We start from the raw sequence: 16,295 nt of genomic DNA, 5'->3' as shown, positions 1-16,295 counted from the left end.
GACACGTGCGCGGAGCGCCTACGGTCCTTCGAATCCGTTGGCGAACACGACATCGCTGCCTTGCAGGACGAATGCGTCGGACGACGTACCGAGCAACAGCTGCGTGCCGCCGTGGTAGACGCTCGCGACGAGTTCGTTCGCGGCAGCGTACGTCGCCGTGCCGTCGCCCCAGACGTCGAAGTTGGCGCCGGCGTCGGTCGAGCGCAGTACGGGTTGCTCGGTGCTGTTGATCGCGGCGTAGATCACCGTCGGGTCGAACGGGTCGCAGGCGACGTCGAGCAGCACGCCGAGGATGCCCGCGGTCTGCGTCCAGCTCGCGCCGCCGTCGTCGCTGCGGAAGATGCCACTGTCGAAGTTCGACGTCATCGCCGACAGGTAAATCGCAGGTGACGGGGCCGGCGTCTGGCACAGATGCGGCAGCGCGGCCATTTCGGTCAGGCCGTCGTTGGCATCGCTCCATGTCGTGCCACCGTCGGTCGAACGCAGCACGCCGCCGACCTGCGGCGGGGTCTGTCCGTCGTGGCTCGCGACGAGCGTCTTGCCGTCGCCGCCGGCGACGCGCTCGAAATCGCTGACGGTGTCGAAGTCGATACCGGCATGCACTTTCGCCCACGTGGCGCCGGCGTCGGTCGAACGCCAGATCGAGCCGGCGGCGCCGGCGACGCCGTTGTCGCGACCGCCGAGCAGGATCAGGTCCGGATCGGTCGCACTGAACAGGACTGCGAAAAGTCTCGATTCGAAGTACGGTCCCCCGCTCGGACCGAGGTTGCTCCAGCTGCCGTCGCCGTTGCGGCGATAGAGGCCTTCCTGCTGCGTCGTGCTGGTCGGCCCGGCGAAGATCGCGTGCAGCACGCCGGTCGGCGAGAACGCGACGCGCGAGTAGCGTGCGGACGGCAGGTCCTGCAGCACCCAGTGCGCGCCGTGGTCGACGGAGGCATACACGCCGCCGCTGTTGATCGACTCGAACGAGAACGCGATCTCCTCGGGATCGAGCGGGTTGGGCGCGATCGAGCGCACGGTGAGTTCGTGCAGGCCCGCGTTCGCGGGCGAGAAGCTCGCGCCGCCGTCGGTGGAATCGAGCACGCCGAACGACATCGCGCCGACCCGCACGCGGCTGCCGCTGCCCGGCACGAAGCGCACGGCGTTGGTCGCCACGTTCGCGGTGCCGCCGACTTCGATCTGCCAAGTGGCGCCGCCGTCGCTGCTGCGGTTGATGCCGCGACCGATGGTCGCCGCGACGATCGTCTGCGGATCGCCCGGCGCGATCGCCAGTGCGGTCACGGCGAGCTGCGGCCAGCTCGCATCGGAAAGGCTATGCCAGTGCTTGCCGGAATCGTCCGAGGCGTACAGGCCGACGTCATCGTCGCCGAAGCCGTCGCCGCCGCCGACGAGGAGGCGCGTGCCGGCGAACGCGACCGCGTGGAAGCGGTACGGCGGCAGGCCGTCGGTGACTTCGGACCAATGCGCGCCGCCGTCGTCGCTGCGCCAGACGTGGCCGATGAAGTTCCAGTCGTTGACGATCACGCTCACGCGATGCGTGCCGCCCGTCTCGACCGCGACGCCGTCGCAATCGCGCTGCTCGCCGCCGTCGGCGGGCGTGCGGTCGGTCCAGGTCGCGCCGTTGTCGGTCGACACCATGAGGCTGGTCGTGCCGGGGCCGTTGGCGACGAGACAGGCCCACAACGTCGCACCGTCGTTCGGGTCGACCGTGATGGAGCGCATGCGCACGTACGGGCCGATGCCGAGGTCGAGGGTCGTCCAATGCTCGCCCGCGTCGGTGCTCTTCCAAAGGCCGAAGTTGACGGTCGCGGCGTAGGCGGCGCCGTCGCCGCTGAAGGCGAGGCCGTCCACCCAGACACTCTCGAATGCGGGTAGCGGACTCCAGTGAGCGCCGCCATCGGTCGAGCGGTAGACGCCCGAGTGCGGGTCATAGCCGCTGATGCCGCCGTTCGCACTCGGCGACACGCTGGCGAGCGCGACGTTCGCGTCGATGGGCGAGACGCCGACGTCGGTCACGTCGCCGCCGTCGGGTCCGAAGCCGGACCACACAGGCGCATCCGTCGTCGCGGATGCCGCGGGACGCGGCGCGGCCGGCACGTGCGCGCGCAGGTCGCGCGTCGATCGGCCATGTGCATCGAGCAGGCCGTCGAGGTTCATGTCGTGCGCCGTCCGCGCGCACAGGGTGTGCATCGCACCCGACACCAGGACGAGCGGAACCAGCAGGGCAGCTCTGCGACGCCTCTTCATGATGGCACTCCGTTGGTGGCCCGTTCCCGATTCGAGAAACGTCGTTCGACGTACGAACGATTACGTATATAGGCCGACCCTTCGGGCCTGGCAAGCCCGAATCGCCCAGAGTGCAATTTTGTACACGCGTGCCCGCAAGGAATGAAACCGGGGCGGAGTGGCCTTTCACGGTCCTCGTCCGCACGAACCGCGAAGCCGGGGTCTGGGTGGACATTTCGTGGACGTCCGAAACGCGGCACGGACGCCCACCTCAGCCCCGACGTCTCCGTGGCCCTTCGCGCGGCGCCGGCCCGTTGTTCCGTGCGACCGGCGTACGATGGTCGCGCCTGGCAACGGACGGGGGAGACACCATGAGGCATGTTTGGGTGGTCGGAGTGCTGCTGCTGGCAGCGAGCGGTGCGGCGGTCGCGGCGCAGAAATGCCCGTCGATCGAAACATCGATGGTCGACAAGGGCTTCGGCGGCGGCCCGTGGCGCGTGATGTCGGGTGGGCCGGGCGAATGCAGCTTCATGGCCGCGAACACGAGCGTCAACTTCGGCTTCAGCCACATGGTGAGCGAGTCGGCCCCGCTCGCGCAGAAGGCGGCGGTCGAGATGCGCGAGGCGATCGCCGGCAACAGCGTGGTCGTGCCGGTGCCCGCGCTCGGCGACGAAGGCTTCGCCTACCAGACCAGGAACGACGCGGGCGATGTCGATCCGAAATCGATGTTCTTCTACGGCCACCGCGGCAGCGTGGGCGTTTCGGGTTACCTCAACCTCGCGGCCGCGATCACGCCCGCGCAACGCGACTTCGCCGCGAACCTCATCGCCGGCGTGCTCGGCGTCGCGACGAACGCGAAGGCGCTCGCGAAGGAAACGGACTGTCCCTACCTCGACGATGCGCTCGTGAAGAAGCTGCTGTCTTCCGGCAGCGTCTCGGCGATCGTGCCCGACAAGAACAACTGCGTGATGTCCGCGGACGGCCGCGTGATCACCGTCGCGATCACCAAGGGCGGCCGCAGTCGCGAGGCCGCCCAAGGCATGATGCGCAGCGGCGGCTGCACGATCGACCCGTTGCCGAAGCTCGGCAGGACGGCCGGCGTCATGCACCACTGCTTCGAAGGCAACCCGCGTGCGCAGGTGATCGTCGCGGGCGACGCGCGCATGCTCGAGGTCTCGTACATACCGGGGCAGGGGCAGGAACCGAGCGACGAGCAGCGCGCGACGCTGGTCGAGCTGGCGGAGTTCGCGTCGAAACGTTGAAGCGCCGGAGCGCCGTCGCAGTATTGCGGTTGCGGATCATCGCAGGCTGCGGCGCGCCGCTGGCGATCGGCGCGTCGGCGAGGCAAGCTTGGCCGAACCCGTGTGCCGAAGGTCGAGATGCTGCGCCAGATCCTGGTCGTGCTTTGCGTATTCCTCGTGGTCACGTTCGGCTTGGCCGCCGCAGGGTTCACGATGGGCGTCCCGGTCGCGATAGCGCTGAGCTGCGTCGCGGTGTTCGCGTGCCTGCATCGTGACGGCGAGTCGTGGTCCGCGCTCGGATTCACGCGCATGCGCCCGCTGCGGATCGTGCTGCTCGCCGTCGGATGCGCGGTCTTCGCTTATGCCGCTGCCGGAACCGGATTCGTGATCGGCACGCTCGGGTTCGGCTGGCCGCCGACGCGGTTCGGCCCGATCCAGACGATCGTCGGTGACGTGCCGAAGTTGCTCGGCTTCCTCGCACTCGCATGGACCACGGCGGCATTTGGTGAAGAGCTGCTGTTCCGCGGGTTCCTGCTCGGCCGGGTGCGCGCACTGTTTGGCGGCGGCACCGTTGCCGGCGTCGTCGCGGCGGTGGTCCAGGCGATTCCATTCGGACTGCTGCACGCGTACCAGGGAGCGACCGGGATGCTCGTCACCGGCCTCGTCGGTCTCGCGTTCGGTCTCGCCTACGTGCGACTGCGCGTGCTGTGGCCGCTCGTGATCGCGCACGGCACGATCGACACGATCGGCTTGATCGCGGTATATGCGGGCGTCGTCCCGGGTTGACCGTCGCCGTGGCGGCAAGGCAAGGTGGCGTGCACGACGTCGGATGGCCAGCGGTACGTCGCGTCGAACCGGAGGGAACATCATGCTGCTTCGTCTCATGCGCGCCGCGGCGCTCGCCGTCGTCGCGTTCGTGTCCGGTTGCGCGCTCACCACCGAGCGGATCGACATCGGATACACGCCGCAGGCCGCGCCGTCGGCCGTGCCGGGCGCGAGCGACGTCACCGTTTCGGTCGACGTGATCGACGACCGCCCGGACCGCAGCCGCGTCAGTTCGAAGAAGAACGGCTACGGCATGGAGATGGCGCCGATCCTCGCCAACGAAGACGTCGCCGTCACGGTGCGCAAGGCGATCGAGACCGAACTCGCGCATCGTGGTTTCACGTTGTCCTCGACGTCCGCGCTCGTGCAGGTGTCCGGCGACCTCACGCGCTTCTACAACGACCACAAGATGGGCTTCTTCGCCGGCGACGCGGTCGCCGACTTCAACCTGTCGGTCAGGGTGAAGTCGAAGGACGGCGAGGTGCTCTACGACCGGCAGATCGTCACGCAGGGCATCGAGCCGATGACCCAGCTCGCGACCGGCAACAACGCGCGCATCGCGCTCGAGAAGGCGCTGCAGGACGGCATGGCCAAGCTGTTCGGCGACGCGCAGTTCCTCGCGGCACTGCCGAAAGCCGCGGCGAAGTAGCCGGGCGGAGCGTGCACATGCGCATCGACGACGATGTCCCGACCCTCGTCGCCGTCGGCGCCGCGGTCGCGATCGCGGCATCGCTCGCGCACGAAGCGCTCGGGCATGGCCTCGGCTGCAGGCTCGACGGCGGCACGATCACGCTCATCACCTTCCTCGTGTTCCGTTGCGACGGCGGCGGCTCGCTCGCCGACGGCGGTGGACCGGTCGGCGCATTCGTCGTCGCGGCATCGTGCCTCGTCGCACTGTGGCGACGGCGGCCGCGGCCGTCGATCGCGAGCCTGTTCGCCTACGCATTCGGCGTGCAGGGGATGCTCTGGGTGTTCGCGCAGCTCGTCAGCGAAGGCGTCGACGGCAGCGACGACTGGGGTTACCTCGCGCGCGACCTCGGTTGGCCGCCCCCGTGGCACGCGATCGCGATCACCGTCGGCGCGATCGGCTACGTGGCGACGATCCGCGTCGCGGCGGTGCTCGGTCGGCCGATCGCATCGGGGCGCCCCACGCGCCTGCTCATTCCGTGGGCGTCCACGTGCATCGTCGCCGTGCTTCTCGCTGGACTCTGGCACGGGGGCGCTGCGGCATCGGCCTTCGACGCGTTCCTGAGTTTCGGCGTCGCGCCGCTCGGCTACCTGTTCGCGATCCGTGCGATCGCGCGCGAACCGGTCGCTTCGGATGTCGTGCGACGAAACATCCCTTGGCTCGCCAGCGTCGTTGTCGCGGTCGCAGCCGTGGCACTCACGATCGCGCGCGGCGTGGGCAAGCTGGCCTGAGATTCGACGCCGATGCGCAGGCGCCCCGGATCATGGCGCCGCAACGACGCCTGCACCCGCCGACCCGCGCGACCACCCGAAGTAGGTGCGCCACGCATATCCCCACGGCACCACCGCCGCGAGCGCCGGCACCGCGAGGAACGACGCGGCAACCTCGCCGGTCGGCGTGTCCCACAACGTGCCTGCCTGCCACAGCGGCCAGGCGATGAACGCAAGCCAGACCGCCTTGTAGCCGATCGTGAAGAACATGAGCGGCAGCCAGCGCAGCGGGCGGAACAGCCCGAAGAATGCGAGCGCGGGATAAGTCGCCCACACCGCGATCGTCACCGCGCGCAGCGGATCCCACGCGCCCGCGTGGGTGAGCAGCGCCTGCCACGCGGTCGGCGTGACGAACACGAGCATGAGCAGGTAGAACAGGCGCAGTCCCCAGAGCTGCACGGGGCGGACGCCGTCGTGGCGCGGATCGGGCGAGAAGAAGCGGATGAGCGCGTGCGTGGACATCGGATCATTCCTCGGCAGGCAGGGTGGGATCGCGGGCGAGCAGGTCGCCGGGCTGGCATTCGAGCGCGGTGCAGATCGCTTCGAGCGTCGAGAAGCGGATCGCTTTCGCCTTGCCGGTCTTGAGGATCGACAGGTTCGCGAGGGTGATGTCGACGCGCGCGGCGAGTTCGGTCAGCGTAATGCGGCGCGCGTGCAGCAGTTCGTCGAGGCGGACGACGATCGCCATCTCACACCGTCCCTTCGAGGTCGGCGCGCAGGCGCGCGCCGTGCGTGAACACGCCGGAGAGCACGAACAGGAGCAGCACCGCGAGCCACGGCGTGAACGAGAATTCGCCGAGTCGTCCCGGCTCCCACACGATCGAGCCGATCGTCATGACGCCGAGGCGCAGTACTTCGAGCGCGAGCACGCTCCAGGCGATCGCGGTGAGCCGCTCGGCGTTCTCGAGGATGAACGGGTCGCCGTCGCGCACGGTGTCGACCATCGCGAGCAGCCGTCGCAGGATCGTGTGCACGATCAGCGCGGCGACGAAACCGATGACGACGATCGCGCGCAGGCCGTTGCCGAGCTGGGGATGCGTCGACGCGAAATCACCGAGCGGCCGCGTCGGCCAGCCCTCGATGAAGAAGCTGAAGACGAACAGCGCGGCGAGGCCCAAGGCGTAGACGAGGTTGAGGACGGTCAGGCCCTGGATGACCGGGCGGGCGAACGCGAGGGCGCGGATGGACGAGCGGGTCATGGGGACGACTCCACGGCAGATTCATCGTAGAACGATAATAACCGTATCGTTTAACGATAAGAATAGGCCGGAAGGCACCCCAAGGGGGCGGGATGAGGGCACTCGGATTGGGTCGCGCGCAGCAAGCGTGCCGGTCGTCGTCGAAGCCCGCCGCGGACGGGCAGGATCCGCGGCGCCGTGGTGCGACGCCCGTTCGACTCCGGCGCTATGCAAGGGCTTCAAAGCTTGAAACACGGAGCACACGGAGGAAGCAAGGCAAGAAGTGCTTCAGTTGAGAGCCCTTCCTGCGGGACGAGAAGGGCCTTCCACGCAAAGCACCTCTGGGCATTCGAGGCGTGCGCGTACGGAGGGAAACTCCAAACAGGAAAGCTCGTTTTCTCGCTCTGCTTTCTCCGTGTGCTCCGTGTGCTCCGTGTTTCAAGCTTTTCCCGTCCTTAGCATTCCTTCGTGTCCACCTGCGCTCAGGCGAACGGCCGGCGAAGCGCGGCCGGGGTGCCTTCGCCGGTCACGACTTCGCGGAGAGCGCGCTCAGTTCCTCGAGATCGAGGTCGCGTTCGAGTTCGTGCAAGGTGTCGTCGTCGATCTCGCCGGCGCGGTGCAGGCGGATGAGTTCGTCGCGACCGGTCGCGACCGCGGCGAGCACGAGGTCGAAATGCGCGTGCAGCATCGGCGAGTAGTGGTCGGGGCGCGCGGCGTAGTCCACGCTGATCGTGGCCTTGCGCTGGTAGCGTTCGAGCAGGCGCGGATGGATCAGCTGGCCGTCGCCGTCGTAGGCGTGGCGCTCGATCGTCGCGAACTGCAGCTGCGCCATCGCGGCTTCGGCCTGGTTCATCGTGAGCGGCGCCTTGTCGGCCGGTGCCTCGACGAGCTTCGCCCACGCGATCACGCGTCCGAGCGTGGTCGCCTGCACGAGCACGGTGCCGAGGATCACGACGAACGCGGCGACGAGGATGAAGTCGCGACCGGGGAAGGCGTCGGGCACGCTCAGCGCGAGCGCGAGCGTCACCACGCCGCGCACGCCGGCCCAGCCGAGCACGGTGGCCGCGCGCGCCCCGATCGGCGTGTGGTGGGTGAGGCCGGGGCGTGCACACGCGGCGATCACGCCGTCGGAGGCGAACATCCAGGCGAACCGCGCGAGCGTGATCGCGGCGAGGATCGCGAGACTCGGCATCCCCATCGTCGCGACGATCGAACCGAAGCCGCCGGCGCGCTCGAGCACGCCGCGCAGCGACAGGCCGATGAGCATGAAGACGCCGGCTTCGATCAGGAAGATCGTGACGTCCCAGAACGAGGAGCCGCGCATGCGCGCGGACGCCGAGATGACCGTGTGCGCGTGCCAGCTGACGATGAGCCCGGTGGTGACCGTCGCGATGACGCCGGACACGTGGACCCGTTCGGCGAGCAGGTAGGCGATCCACGACAGCAGCGAGGTCGCGGCGATGAGCAGGTACTCGTCGTCGAGGCGGCGCGCGAGCTTGACCCACGCGAAGCCGATCACCGTGCCGATCGCCGCGCCGCCGACCGCGAGCAGCACGAACTGGCCGGCCGCGGCAGTCGCGCTGAAGCTGCCGGTGAGCCCGGCCGCGATCGCGAAGCGGAACAGCACGAGGCCGGTCGCGTCGTTGAGCAGGCTTTCGCCTTCGAGCAGGATCTTCAGCCGCCGCGGCAGCTTCACGCGTTCGAGCACGACGCGCACGGACACCGCATCCGGTGGCGCGACGATCGCGCCGAGCGCGGCGCACGCAGCCCAAGGCAGCGAGGGCAGCAGCAGGTGCGCGACGACCGCGACGACGAGGGTCGTGAACAGCACCGCGCCGATCGCCAGCGCGGCGATGCCGATCGTGTGGCGCTTGAGCTGGCCGAGCGCGATCACCCACGCGCTGTCCATGAGCAGCGGCGGCAGGAACAGCACGAGCACGAGTTCGGGGTTGATCGGGAACGTCGGCAGGCCCGGCACGAACGCGAGCGAAGCGCCGCCGACGATCAGGGCGACCGGCGGTGGCAGGCCGGCGCGGTGCGCCAGGTAGTGCAACACGACCATCGCGAACACCATCGCGATGGTCAGCTGGAACAGGTGGACGAAATCCATTGCGGCGGACCCCCGGCGGCGATCGGCGAACTGTGGCCGAAATGGGGTTGCCGCGTCGAGATGGCGCTGCGGTCGGCTTCGACGGTCCGCCCGCGGCCGCGCCACGCATCCGTGGCGACGGCCCGCGGGCATGCCCTCAATCAGGCTCAGGCGTGGGCGACGGCCGAGCGATGCGACGTCTCGATGAGATCGCCGAGGTCGTAGCCTTCCTGCACTGCCGTGTCGAGGAACGAGCGGCGCGTGGCCGCATCGATCATCGGCGTGCGTGCGAGCAGCCAGAGGTACTTGCGGTTCGGCGAGCCGACGAGTGCGGTGCGATAGGCGTCGTCGACGCGCAGCACCCAGTAGTCGCCCTTCGTGAACGGGATCCACTTGAGGCCATCGGGCATGAAGCTGACTTCGAGCTTCGCGTTGCCGCTCCCCTCGACGATCGTCGCTTCGCCGACCGCCTGCTCGGGTTCGCCCTCGCCGTTGAGGGCGCGGTTGTCGACGCGCACGGTGCCGTCGTCGTTGAGCGTGTAGGTCGCCGTGATGTCGGTGAAGTCGGTGCCCTCGTGGCGTTCGGGCAAACGCGCTATCTCGTACCAGGTGCCGAGGTAGCGATGCAGTTCGAGCGAAGGAACGGTGCGCGGTTCGTCGTGGGTATTCATCGAAAGCCTCCTCTGCAATGAGAGTTCTCGTTCTAGCGTCGTCGGCGTGAACCTGCGGAAACCCCGCACGGTTCGACGCGGCCGACATTCAGCGTCCAGTAGGCCGCCGGATGTTCGTTGTCGCCTCCGGTGCGTGTTCCTTCCCGCGAGCCTTCCGCCGAGTGGAGCCCACCATGCTGCGCTGCTTTCAACCTGCCGTATTCGGTGCTGCGGTTCTCATCGCGTCTCCCGCCGCGATGGCGACCGTCTCCCATTGCGTGGGCAATGCCTCGCAGCTGCAAGGCGCCTTCACCGCCGCGGCGACGAACGGCGAGGCCGATTTCGTCAAGCTGCGCTCCGGCGTCATCACCCCCGCGACGACGCTTGCCTACCGGAGCAACGTCGCCGGCGCCGACCAGCTCCCGCTGATCGTCGACGGCGGCTACAACAGCGACTGCTCGGCGCGCACGGGCGAGACCTTCATCGACGGCGACGGCGCGCTACGGCCGTTCCTGTTCGAGTTCGGCGGTGCTGACTTCGCGGTGATCCAGCACCTCACCGTGATGCGCGGCTTCGGCGGCGAGTTCGTCAGCGCCGGCGGCAACATGGCGGTCTACCTGTACGACCAGGGCGGCGGCGCCGACGTCCGTATCGAAGCAGTGCGCTTCCTGCTCGGCCATTCGGAAATCAGCGCCGGCGCGCTCGCGGTCAACGGCTGGGGCACGTTCACCCTGCGCAACAGCCTCTTCAACGGCAACGAAGCGCCGGGCATGGCGGCGCTGTCGATCAACCTCACCGGCGAGGCGCACGTCGTCAACAACACGATTGCGCACAACGTGCGGCTCGGCGGGCAGGGCGGCGCGGCGGTCTACTCGAACCCGGTCACTGCGGCGTCGCACGCCGAATTCGCCAACAACATCATCTGGGACAACGACAACGTCGCCTTCGACCTGTACATGCTGAACGGCGATCGCCACGCGCTGCTCGACAACGACATCGGTTCGCACACCTCGCTGCCGCCGCAGAACGAAACCGGCGAGCTGTCGATCGATCCCGAGTTCGGCGATTGCGGCGCGTTGTGCGTCGACCTGCCGCTCTCGGCCGGATCGCCGTTGACCAACCAGGGCGAGAACGACCCGACGGCCGGCATCGGCGCCGAGGACCTGCTCGGCCGACCGCGCGTCGCCGCGCAGCGCGTGGACATCGGCGCGTACGAACTCGACCGCCTGTTCGACGATGGTTTCGATTGACGCACGGAGTCACGCGTCAGTGGCGCCTGCGGGTTTCCGGTCGGCGTGCGATGCTCGAAAAGGTCTACTCTGGCTTTTTCGTGATACCGGAGCCACGCATGCCGAAGACCTCATCCGCGAAGACGGTCCGATTCTCCGCCAAGCTGCTCTTCCAGTTCAGGATCGTCGACGACGGCAAGCCCGGCGTAATGCGAATGTGCGAGGAACGCATCGTCGTTCTCCGCGCGGAGACGGCGCGCAAGGCGCTGACGATGGCGAAGCAGCGCGGCAAGCGCGCCGAGCACCGCTACAGGAATGACCACGGGGGCATGGTCCATTTCGAGTTCGTCGGCATCCTCGATCTCTTGCACTTGGGGATCGAATGCGATGAAGACGAGGTCTGGTACGACATCACGCAGCGGAAGCTGCCGATGGAGCGCGCCGCGGCGATCCTTCCACCGGAGCGCGTGCTCAGCGCGATTCGCAACGGCCCCTGATCGGGAGCAATGTGCCGACCGGGCGGCGAGGCGACCCGTCGCCGGTCGGCATGACTGTGGATGCATGCCTCTTCGAGCAGGTGGCGACTACGCCGCTTTCGGTGACCCGAACCACCGCACGAGTGCGTCCGCGAGTCCTTCCTGCGTGCCTTCGCCGACCCACGCGACATAGCCATCCGGCCGCACGAGCACCGCGCTCGGTGCCGGCACGGTGCCGATCGCGGGCAATTCCCACGATCCTTCGCACCGCGCATCGACGCGCCAGACGCGAGCGGACCATGCCGTGACATCGATGTCGCCGGGTGCACCAAAGTTCAGCAGCAACGGTCGCGCATCGTGCAGCAAGGTGAACACGCGCAGCGGGCCGCCGGCGGTGACGAGGTCGAGGTCGGGCATGCGGCGCCCGAGCAGCGGATGGCCTTCGCCGAGGTCGTAGCGGATCGCGAGGCCGGACATCTCGGCGGCGAAGCGCCGACGCGCGTCGTCGGCGCCGAGCAGTTCGACCATCACGGCGCTGAGTGCCTTCGTGCGCTCGTCGACGCGGCTCAACGCGACCTGCGCCATCGTGTTGCGCAGCACGCGCGCGCCGACGGCATGGCGTTCGGCATGGTACGTGTCGAGCAGGCTTTCCGGCGCCGTGCGTTTGATCACCTGTGCAAGCTTCCAGCCGAGGTTCACCGCGTCCTGCACGCCGAGGTTGAGGCCCTGGCCGCCGACCGGCGGATGCACGTGCGCGGCGTCGCCCGCGAGCAGCACGCGGCGATCGCGGTACGTCGCGGCCTGGCGCGTCATGTCGGTGAAACGCGAAATCCAGATCGGGTCGTGGATGCCGAAGTCGTTGCCGTACACCGTGACGAGCGCCTCGCTGATCTCGCGCAACGAAGGCTCGCCGTCCGCGTGCAGTTCGCGTTCGGTCAGCACGAGACGCACGAGACCTTCCGTGCCCGACTTGCCGATGCCGTGCGCACCGAACGCATCCTCGCGGAAGCCGTATTGCGGCTCTTCGCTCATGCGCGCTTCCGCGATGAGCCAGCTCTTCGTCGCGTCCCAACCGGGGAACGCGATGCCGGCAGTCTTGCGGATCGTGCTGCGCCCGCCGTCGCAGCCGACGAGGTACTGCGCACGCAGCGACGTGCCGTCGGCGAGCTTCACGTCGACGCCGTCGTCGTCCTGCGCGAAGCCGCTCACCTCGCGTTCGCGCAGGATCGGCACGCCGAGTTCGCGTACCCAGTCGGCGAGCGTGCGTTCGGTGTGGTTCTGCCACAGGCCGAGCGTGTACGGATGGCGCGTCGGCGCATCGCTGATGTCGAGCGCCATCGGATGGACGTGCACGACCGGATGCGGCGTGCCTTGCGCGATGAAGCGTTCGGCGATGCCGCGCTGGTCGAGCACTTCGATCGTGCGCGTGTGCAGGCCGCCGCCGCGCGAGCCTTCCAGATCCTGGGTCGCGCGTCGCTCGGCGATCGCGACGTCGATGCCTGCGAGCGCGAGTTCGCCCGCAAGCATGAGGCCGGTCGGTCCGCCCCCGGCAATGACGACGGCGTAGTCGCCGCGTGCGTGCGGATGAGGGTGCGAGGATTGCTGGTTCATGCTGCCTCCGGGCTCGGTGGACTCGTCGAGGCCGGCGATTGGACGCCCGAGGCGGGGGCTTGCAGCAATCCCCCCGTGCTTTAAGATAGTGAAACGGGGAGTAGCTGCTTTGCATTCATCCGCGCGAAACCTCCCTCGATGCCTGCGTGAATTCGTCCGCGGCTCGCCCGATCGGCATCGCGCCGCACACTTCCTGCTACCGACCTTCGCTGCAGCCCAAGGGACGGCCATGTGCGGACTCGTCACGCGCTTCAAGGCGCAACCCGGACGGCGCGAGGCGCTCGTCTCGCTCCTGCTCGCCGATGTCGATGGCATGCCCGGCTGCCGCAGCTACGTCGTCGCCGAAGGCCCGGCGGACGCGGATACCATATGGATCACCGAGGTCTGGCAAGACGAAGCCGCCCACAAGGCCGCGCTGCAGCGGCCCGCGGTCAAGGCGTCGATCACTGCGGCAATGCCGCTCATCGCCTCGTTCGGCCGCCAGCGCGAGACAAGAGTCGTGGGCGGCTACGGGTTGGGCGAACGACGCGGGTATGCCAAGGAGGATACCGGTGAATGACGGCCGAGCCGTGCGATGTTTCGAGGGTCGTGTGCCGCGATCGTCGTGGCGCTGTTGCTCCACGGATGCGCTCGCGAGCCGACGGCCATCCCGCTGCCGCCCGGTGCCGTGTCCGTCGAGCGATTCCCGCTCGCCATTGCGGCGGGTGGATTCCAGACGCAGTTCGTGCTGAAGGTCGCGTACCCCGCTACGCCCGCACTCGACTTCTATCGCAGCCATTTCGGCAGCGCCTGGACGCGCTGCGAATGGAGCGGCCCCGACTGGCAACGTTTCAGCGCCATGCACGAGCAGCAGCTCGCGAACGTGCATCAGCAGCTTTACATGTGGGTGAACCGCGAGGAACGCCGCACGATCATGCTGTCGATGCGGTACTACTCCGCACAGGTCAGCGATCGCGTGCCGGACAACGACGAGCAGCACATCATGCTCGTCGAGAATCTCGCCGCCGATGTCGATGCGACGATCCAGGCCTTGAATCTCAAATGCCCGGGTTGATGGAGCGACCGCGCCTTCACGGCTAGAGTCAGGAGAGGACATGCACGCGGATTTCATCGATCCCACGAAGGCCATCTACTATCCCTGGTTCGTCGCGACATGGTGTGCGATGTCCCTCGGCGGGCTCGCCTTCTTCGCCTTCAATCGTGACGCGGCCTTGAAGCGCCGGCTGTTCCTGCCGATTCTCCTGTTTTCGAACGTCACGCTCCTCGCTTTCATGCTGCTCACGGGGGCGCCGGGCGAATTCCTCCTCGTGGCCGTGCCGATGCTCGCGCTCATCACCGTTCTCAACCTGCGCGCGGTACGCTTCTGCGACGGATGCGGTCGCACGTTGCACAGCTAGAACCCGTTTTCCGTTCCGCAGTTCTGCTCCAAGTGCGGTGCGCCGATCAAACCCTGATGCATCCCGTGGAAGCCGGGCGTCGGCAAGCCGAAAGGCCGTCGGCCCATCACGACGCGATGCATCCGGTGGACGACATGCGTGGGTGGCATGTCTCGGGTGCCGCGTCGACCATCCGGATCACGCGGCACTGGTCGGCGGAACAGATTGGCGCGACGCTCCCGTGGGACGACCTTTGCAGGTGAAGACATGCGTGGACGGCTTCGTCGCATTCCATTGGATATCCGCGGCCTGACCGGTCGCGAAGAACGGTTCCGTCTTTCCGGCGCGGTGAAGCGCGATCCGGAGGTCGACGCATGGCTGAGCGCGGAACCCGCCGACCTGCGATCCATCGCGAGGACCTGGTTCGAACGCATGCGCGCCTGCGCCGACGACGTGCGCGAGCTCATGCACGACGGCCAGCCGACCGCGTGCGTAGGCGACGCGGCGTTCGCCTACGTCGCGACGTTCAGCGCGCACGTCAACGTCGGCTTCTTCCACGGCGCCGCGCTCGCCGATCCCGAGGGGCTCTTGCAGGGGACGGGCAAGGCGATGCGGCACGCCAGGCTGCGGCCGGGGCAGGCGATCGACGACGCGGCGCTGGATGCGCTCGTGCGCGCCGCGCATGCCGACCTGCGGCGGCGCATCGAGGAGGGCGGTCGCCCGCGATGAGCCGTGGTTGCGGGCGCCACGCGCCGCGTCGGTCACAGGCGCGCGATGCCGAGGATGATCTCGATCACGATGAGCACGACGATCGCGAGCTCGAGCAGTTCGGCGCGACTGCTGCTGGCTTCTTCATACAGCGCGGTGTAGGTGTCGCGCACGATGGCGAGCTTGCGGTCGACCGCCGCGACGAGCTTGGGCACGCGGAACAGGTCGAGCGCGGACGAATAGATGCGCGCGAGGTAGACGTCTTCCGTCACCTGCAGCGCGTTGTCCACCTTCTCGGTGAGTTCGGTGACTTCCGCGACGAGCGTGTAGAGGCTGCGCGCGAGGCGCGCGAAACGCGGCGCGGCGAACGATGGACGTCCGCGTCGCGCCGCCTCGACCTGGTCGTACATGCGCGGCAGCTCCGCATCGAGCAGTTCGTCGTAGTAGCGGAACTCGAGCAGCTGCGCGTTCGCGACTTCGATGACGTCGGCGACGTCGGGATGGCCCTCGGGATCGTAGATGAAGGCGCGATCCCAGGTGAGCACGACGAGGTCGTCGTCGAAGTAGGAGTAGCTCTGCTTGAGCAGTTCGCGCTTCTCGCCCGCGGCGAGCCGCCGCCGCTCGCCGGAGAGCAGCACCGCGAGGTCGACCTGCTGCTGCAGCGCCGCGGCGGAGAGCGGTTCGGCGAGCTCGTGCACGACCGCGATCAGGTAGTCTTCCTGCAGCGTCGCCGGCGACGGGCGTTCGAGCGCCGCTGCGACGATCGCGAGCGTGCGCTCGAGCACGTCGCGCCAGACCGTCGCCGATGCCGCCGGACCGATCGCTTCCTGCACGGCTTCGACGCGACGCTCGAATGCGAGCCACGCCTCGTCGGCGACGGGAATGCGAAGGGTGAGCGCGACGGCGCCGAAGTCGTACAGGCGCACGGACGCATGCGCGATCGCCAGCGCGCCGCCGATCGCCAGCTCGATCGTGCCGAGGCGGAGCAGCACGGGTGGATCGCCGAACGCGATCGCCTTTTCCGAGGCCTGGCTGAGGCGGCTGCGATCGCTGCGCGCCTTCGCGTGCGTGACGCAGAGCGCTTCCGCGGACGCGAGGTCGATCGAATACGCCACGTCGAACAGGCGCAGCGCGAGAATCTCGCCTCGGCGAACGACCACATCGGTCACGGAAACTCCGTTTTCAGGTATTCGACGTACGCACAAAGATAGGCCCTGGCGGTCGTTCC

Annotated in this window: 18 protein-coding genes; 10 read left to right on the top strand and 8 right to left on the bottom strand. The window is 68.3% G+C overall.

Going from position 1 to position 16,295, the window contains the following annotated elements; translation table 11 throughout:
* Positions 1–18: 18 nt before the first annotated feature.
* Positions 19–2,247, bottom strand: a complete 2,229-nt coding sequence (locus FHW12_RS04525; protein WP_182529768.1) for a WD40/YVTN/BNR-like repeat-containing protein — start codon at positions 2,245–2,247, stop codon at positions 19–21.
* A gap of 350 nt (positions 2,248–2,597) precedes the next feature.
* Between FHW12_RS04525 and FHW12_RS04520 the strand changes: the two genes are divergently transcribed.
* The 4 genes from FHW12_RS04520 to FHW12_RS04505 all read left to right on the top strand — a co-directional run bounded on the left by FHW12_RS04520 (position 2,598) and on the right by FHW12_RS04505 (position 5,711).
* Positions 2,598–3,488 carry a hypothetical protein gene (locus FHW12_RS04520; RefSeq protein WP_182529767.1) on the top strand — a complete coding sequence of 297 codons (891 nt, stop codon included), beginning with the start codon at positions 2,598–2,600 and terminating at the stop codon, positions 3,486–3,488.
* A 117-nt stretch (positions 3,489–3,605) separates the two neighbouring features.
* Positions 3,606–4,253 carry a CPBP family intramembrane glutamic endopeptidase gene (locus FHW12_RS04515; RefSeq protein ID WP_182529766.1) on the top strand — a complete coding sequence of 216 codons (648 nt, stop codon included), beginning with the start codon at positions 3,606–3,608 and terminating at the stop codon, positions 4,251–4,253.
* 82 nt (positions 4,254–4,335) lie between these two features.
* On the top strand, positions 4,336–4,941 hold the full coding sequence (locus FHW12_RS04510) for a YajG family lipoprotein (protein ID WP_182529765.1): 606 nt from the start codon (positions 4,336–4,338) through the stop codon (positions 4,939–4,941).
* 17 nt (positions 4,942–4,958) lie between these two features.
* Positions 4,959–5,711: a hypothetical protein gene (locus tag FHW12_RS04505; RefSeq protein WP_182529764.1), complete on the top strand. Its 753-nt coding sequence runs from the start codon at positions 4,959–4,961 to the stop codon at positions 5,709–5,711.
* A gap of 30 nt (positions 5,712–5,741) precedes the next feature.
* On the opposite strand, the gene FHW12_RS04500 is transcribed toward FHW12_RS04505, so the two are convergent.
* The 5 genes from FHW12_RS04500 to FHW12_RS04480 all read right to left on the bottom strand — a co-directional run bounded on the left by FHW12_RS04500 (position 5,742) and on the right by FHW12_RS04480 (position 9,688).
* Complete coding sequence (locus FHW12_RS04500; protein ID WP_182529763.1) at positions 5,742–6,212, bottom strand: hypothetical protein; 471 nt, start codon at positions 6,210–6,212, stop codon at positions 5,742–5,744.
* 4 nt (positions 6,213–6,216) lie between these two features.
* Positions 6,217–6,438 (bottom strand): helix-turn-helix domain-containing protein, encoded by a 222-nt coding sequence (locus tag FHW12_RS04495; RefSeq protein ID WP_182529762.1) that lies wholly within the window; start codon positions 6,436–6,438, stop codon positions 6,217–6,219.
* Position 6,439: 1 nt separating this feature from the next.
* Positions 6,440–6,949 (bottom strand): DUF2975 domain-containing protein, encoded by a 510-nt coding sequence (locus tag FHW12_RS04490; RefSeq protein ID WP_182529761.1) that lies wholly within the window; start codon positions 6,947–6,949, stop codon positions 6,440–6,442.
* A 505-nt stretch (positions 6,950–7,454) separates the two neighbouring features.
* A complete protein-coding gene (locus tag FHW12_RS04485; protein ID WP_182529760.1) occupies positions 7,455–9,038 on the bottom strand; it encodes a Na+/H+ antiporter in 1,584 nt (527 codons plus the stop codon).
* Between the two features lie 146 nt (positions 9,039–9,184).
* Complete coding sequence (locus FHW12_RS04480) at positions 9,185–9,688, bottom strand: lipocalin family protein (RefSeq protein WP_182529759.1); 504 nt, start codon at positions 9,686–9,688, stop codon at positions 9,185–9,187.
* Between the two features lie 236 nt (positions 9,689–9,924).
* Here FHW12_RS04480 and FHW12_RS04475 point away from each other — a divergent pair, with 236 nt between their 5' ends.
* Positions 9,925–10,917, top strand: a complete 993-nt coding sequence (locus FHW12_RS04475) for a choice-of-anchor Q domain-containing protein (RefSeq protein ID WP_182529758.1) — start codon at positions 9,925–9,927, stop codon at positions 10,915–10,917.
* 98 nt (positions 10,918–11,015) lie between these two features.
* Positions 11,016–11,393 (top strand): DUF4288 domain-containing protein, encoded by a 378-nt coding sequence (locus tag FHW12_RS04470; protein WP_182529757.1) that lies wholly within the window; start codon positions 11,016–11,018, stop codon positions 11,391–11,393.
* A gap of 87 nt (positions 11,394–11,480) precedes the next feature.
* Here the strand turns inward: FHW12_RS04470 and FHW12_RS04465 are convergent, their stop codons facing one another.
* Positions 11,481–12,983: an FAD-dependent monooxygenase gene (locus tag FHW12_RS04465; protein WP_182529756.1), complete on the bottom strand. Its 1,503-nt coding sequence runs from the start codon at positions 12,981–12,983 to the stop codon at positions 11,481–11,483.
* Positions 12,984–13,092: 109 nt separating this feature from the next.
* Here FHW12_RS04465 and FHW12_RS04460 point away from each other — a divergent pair, with 109 nt between their 5' ends.
* From FHW12_RS04460 to FHW12_RS04445, 4 genes are all read left to right on the top strand, one after another.
* Entirely contained in the window at positions 13,093–13,542 is a 450-nt protein-coding gene (locus FHW12_RS04460) for a putative quinol monooxygenase (RefSeq protein ID WP_220484296.1), read from the top strand.
* A gap of 108 nt (positions 13,543–13,650) precedes the next feature.
* Complete coding sequence (locus FHW12_RS04455) at positions 13,651–14,037, top strand: hypothetical protein (protein ID WP_182529754.1); 387 nt, start codon at positions 13,651–13,653, stop codon at positions 14,035–14,037.
* 40 nt (positions 14,038–14,077) lie between these two features.
* Positions 14,078–14,380, top strand: coding sequence for a hypothetical protein (locus FHW12_RS04450; protein ID WP_182529753.1), 303 nt, complete (start codon positions 14,078–14,080; stop codon positions 14,378–14,380).
* Between the two features lie 147 nt (positions 14,381–14,527).
* Complete coding sequence (locus tag FHW12_RS04445; protein WP_259392817.1) at positions 14,528–15,088, top strand: DUF1801 domain-containing protein; 561 nt, start codon at positions 14,528–14,530, stop codon at positions 15,086–15,088.
* A gap of 32 nt (positions 15,089–15,120) precedes the next feature.
* On the opposite strand, the gene FHW12_RS04440 is transcribed toward FHW12_RS04445, so the two are convergent.
* Positions 15,121–16,236, bottom strand: coding sequence for a hypothetical protein (locus FHW12_RS04440; protein ID WP_310735134.1), 1,116 nt, complete (start codon positions 16,234–16,236; stop codon positions 15,121–15,123).
* Positions 16,237–16,295: the final 59 nt, after the last annotated feature.

This window comes from Dokdonella fugitiva (assembly GCF_014138265.1).
Taxonomy (GTDB): domain Bacteria; phylum Pseudomonadota; class Gammaproteobacteria; order Xanthomonadales; family Rhodanobacteraceae; genus Dokdonella_A; species Dokdonella_A fugitiva_A.
Note: the sequence above shows the minus strand (reverse complement) of the source record. Positions and strands in the feature narration are given on the sequence as shown.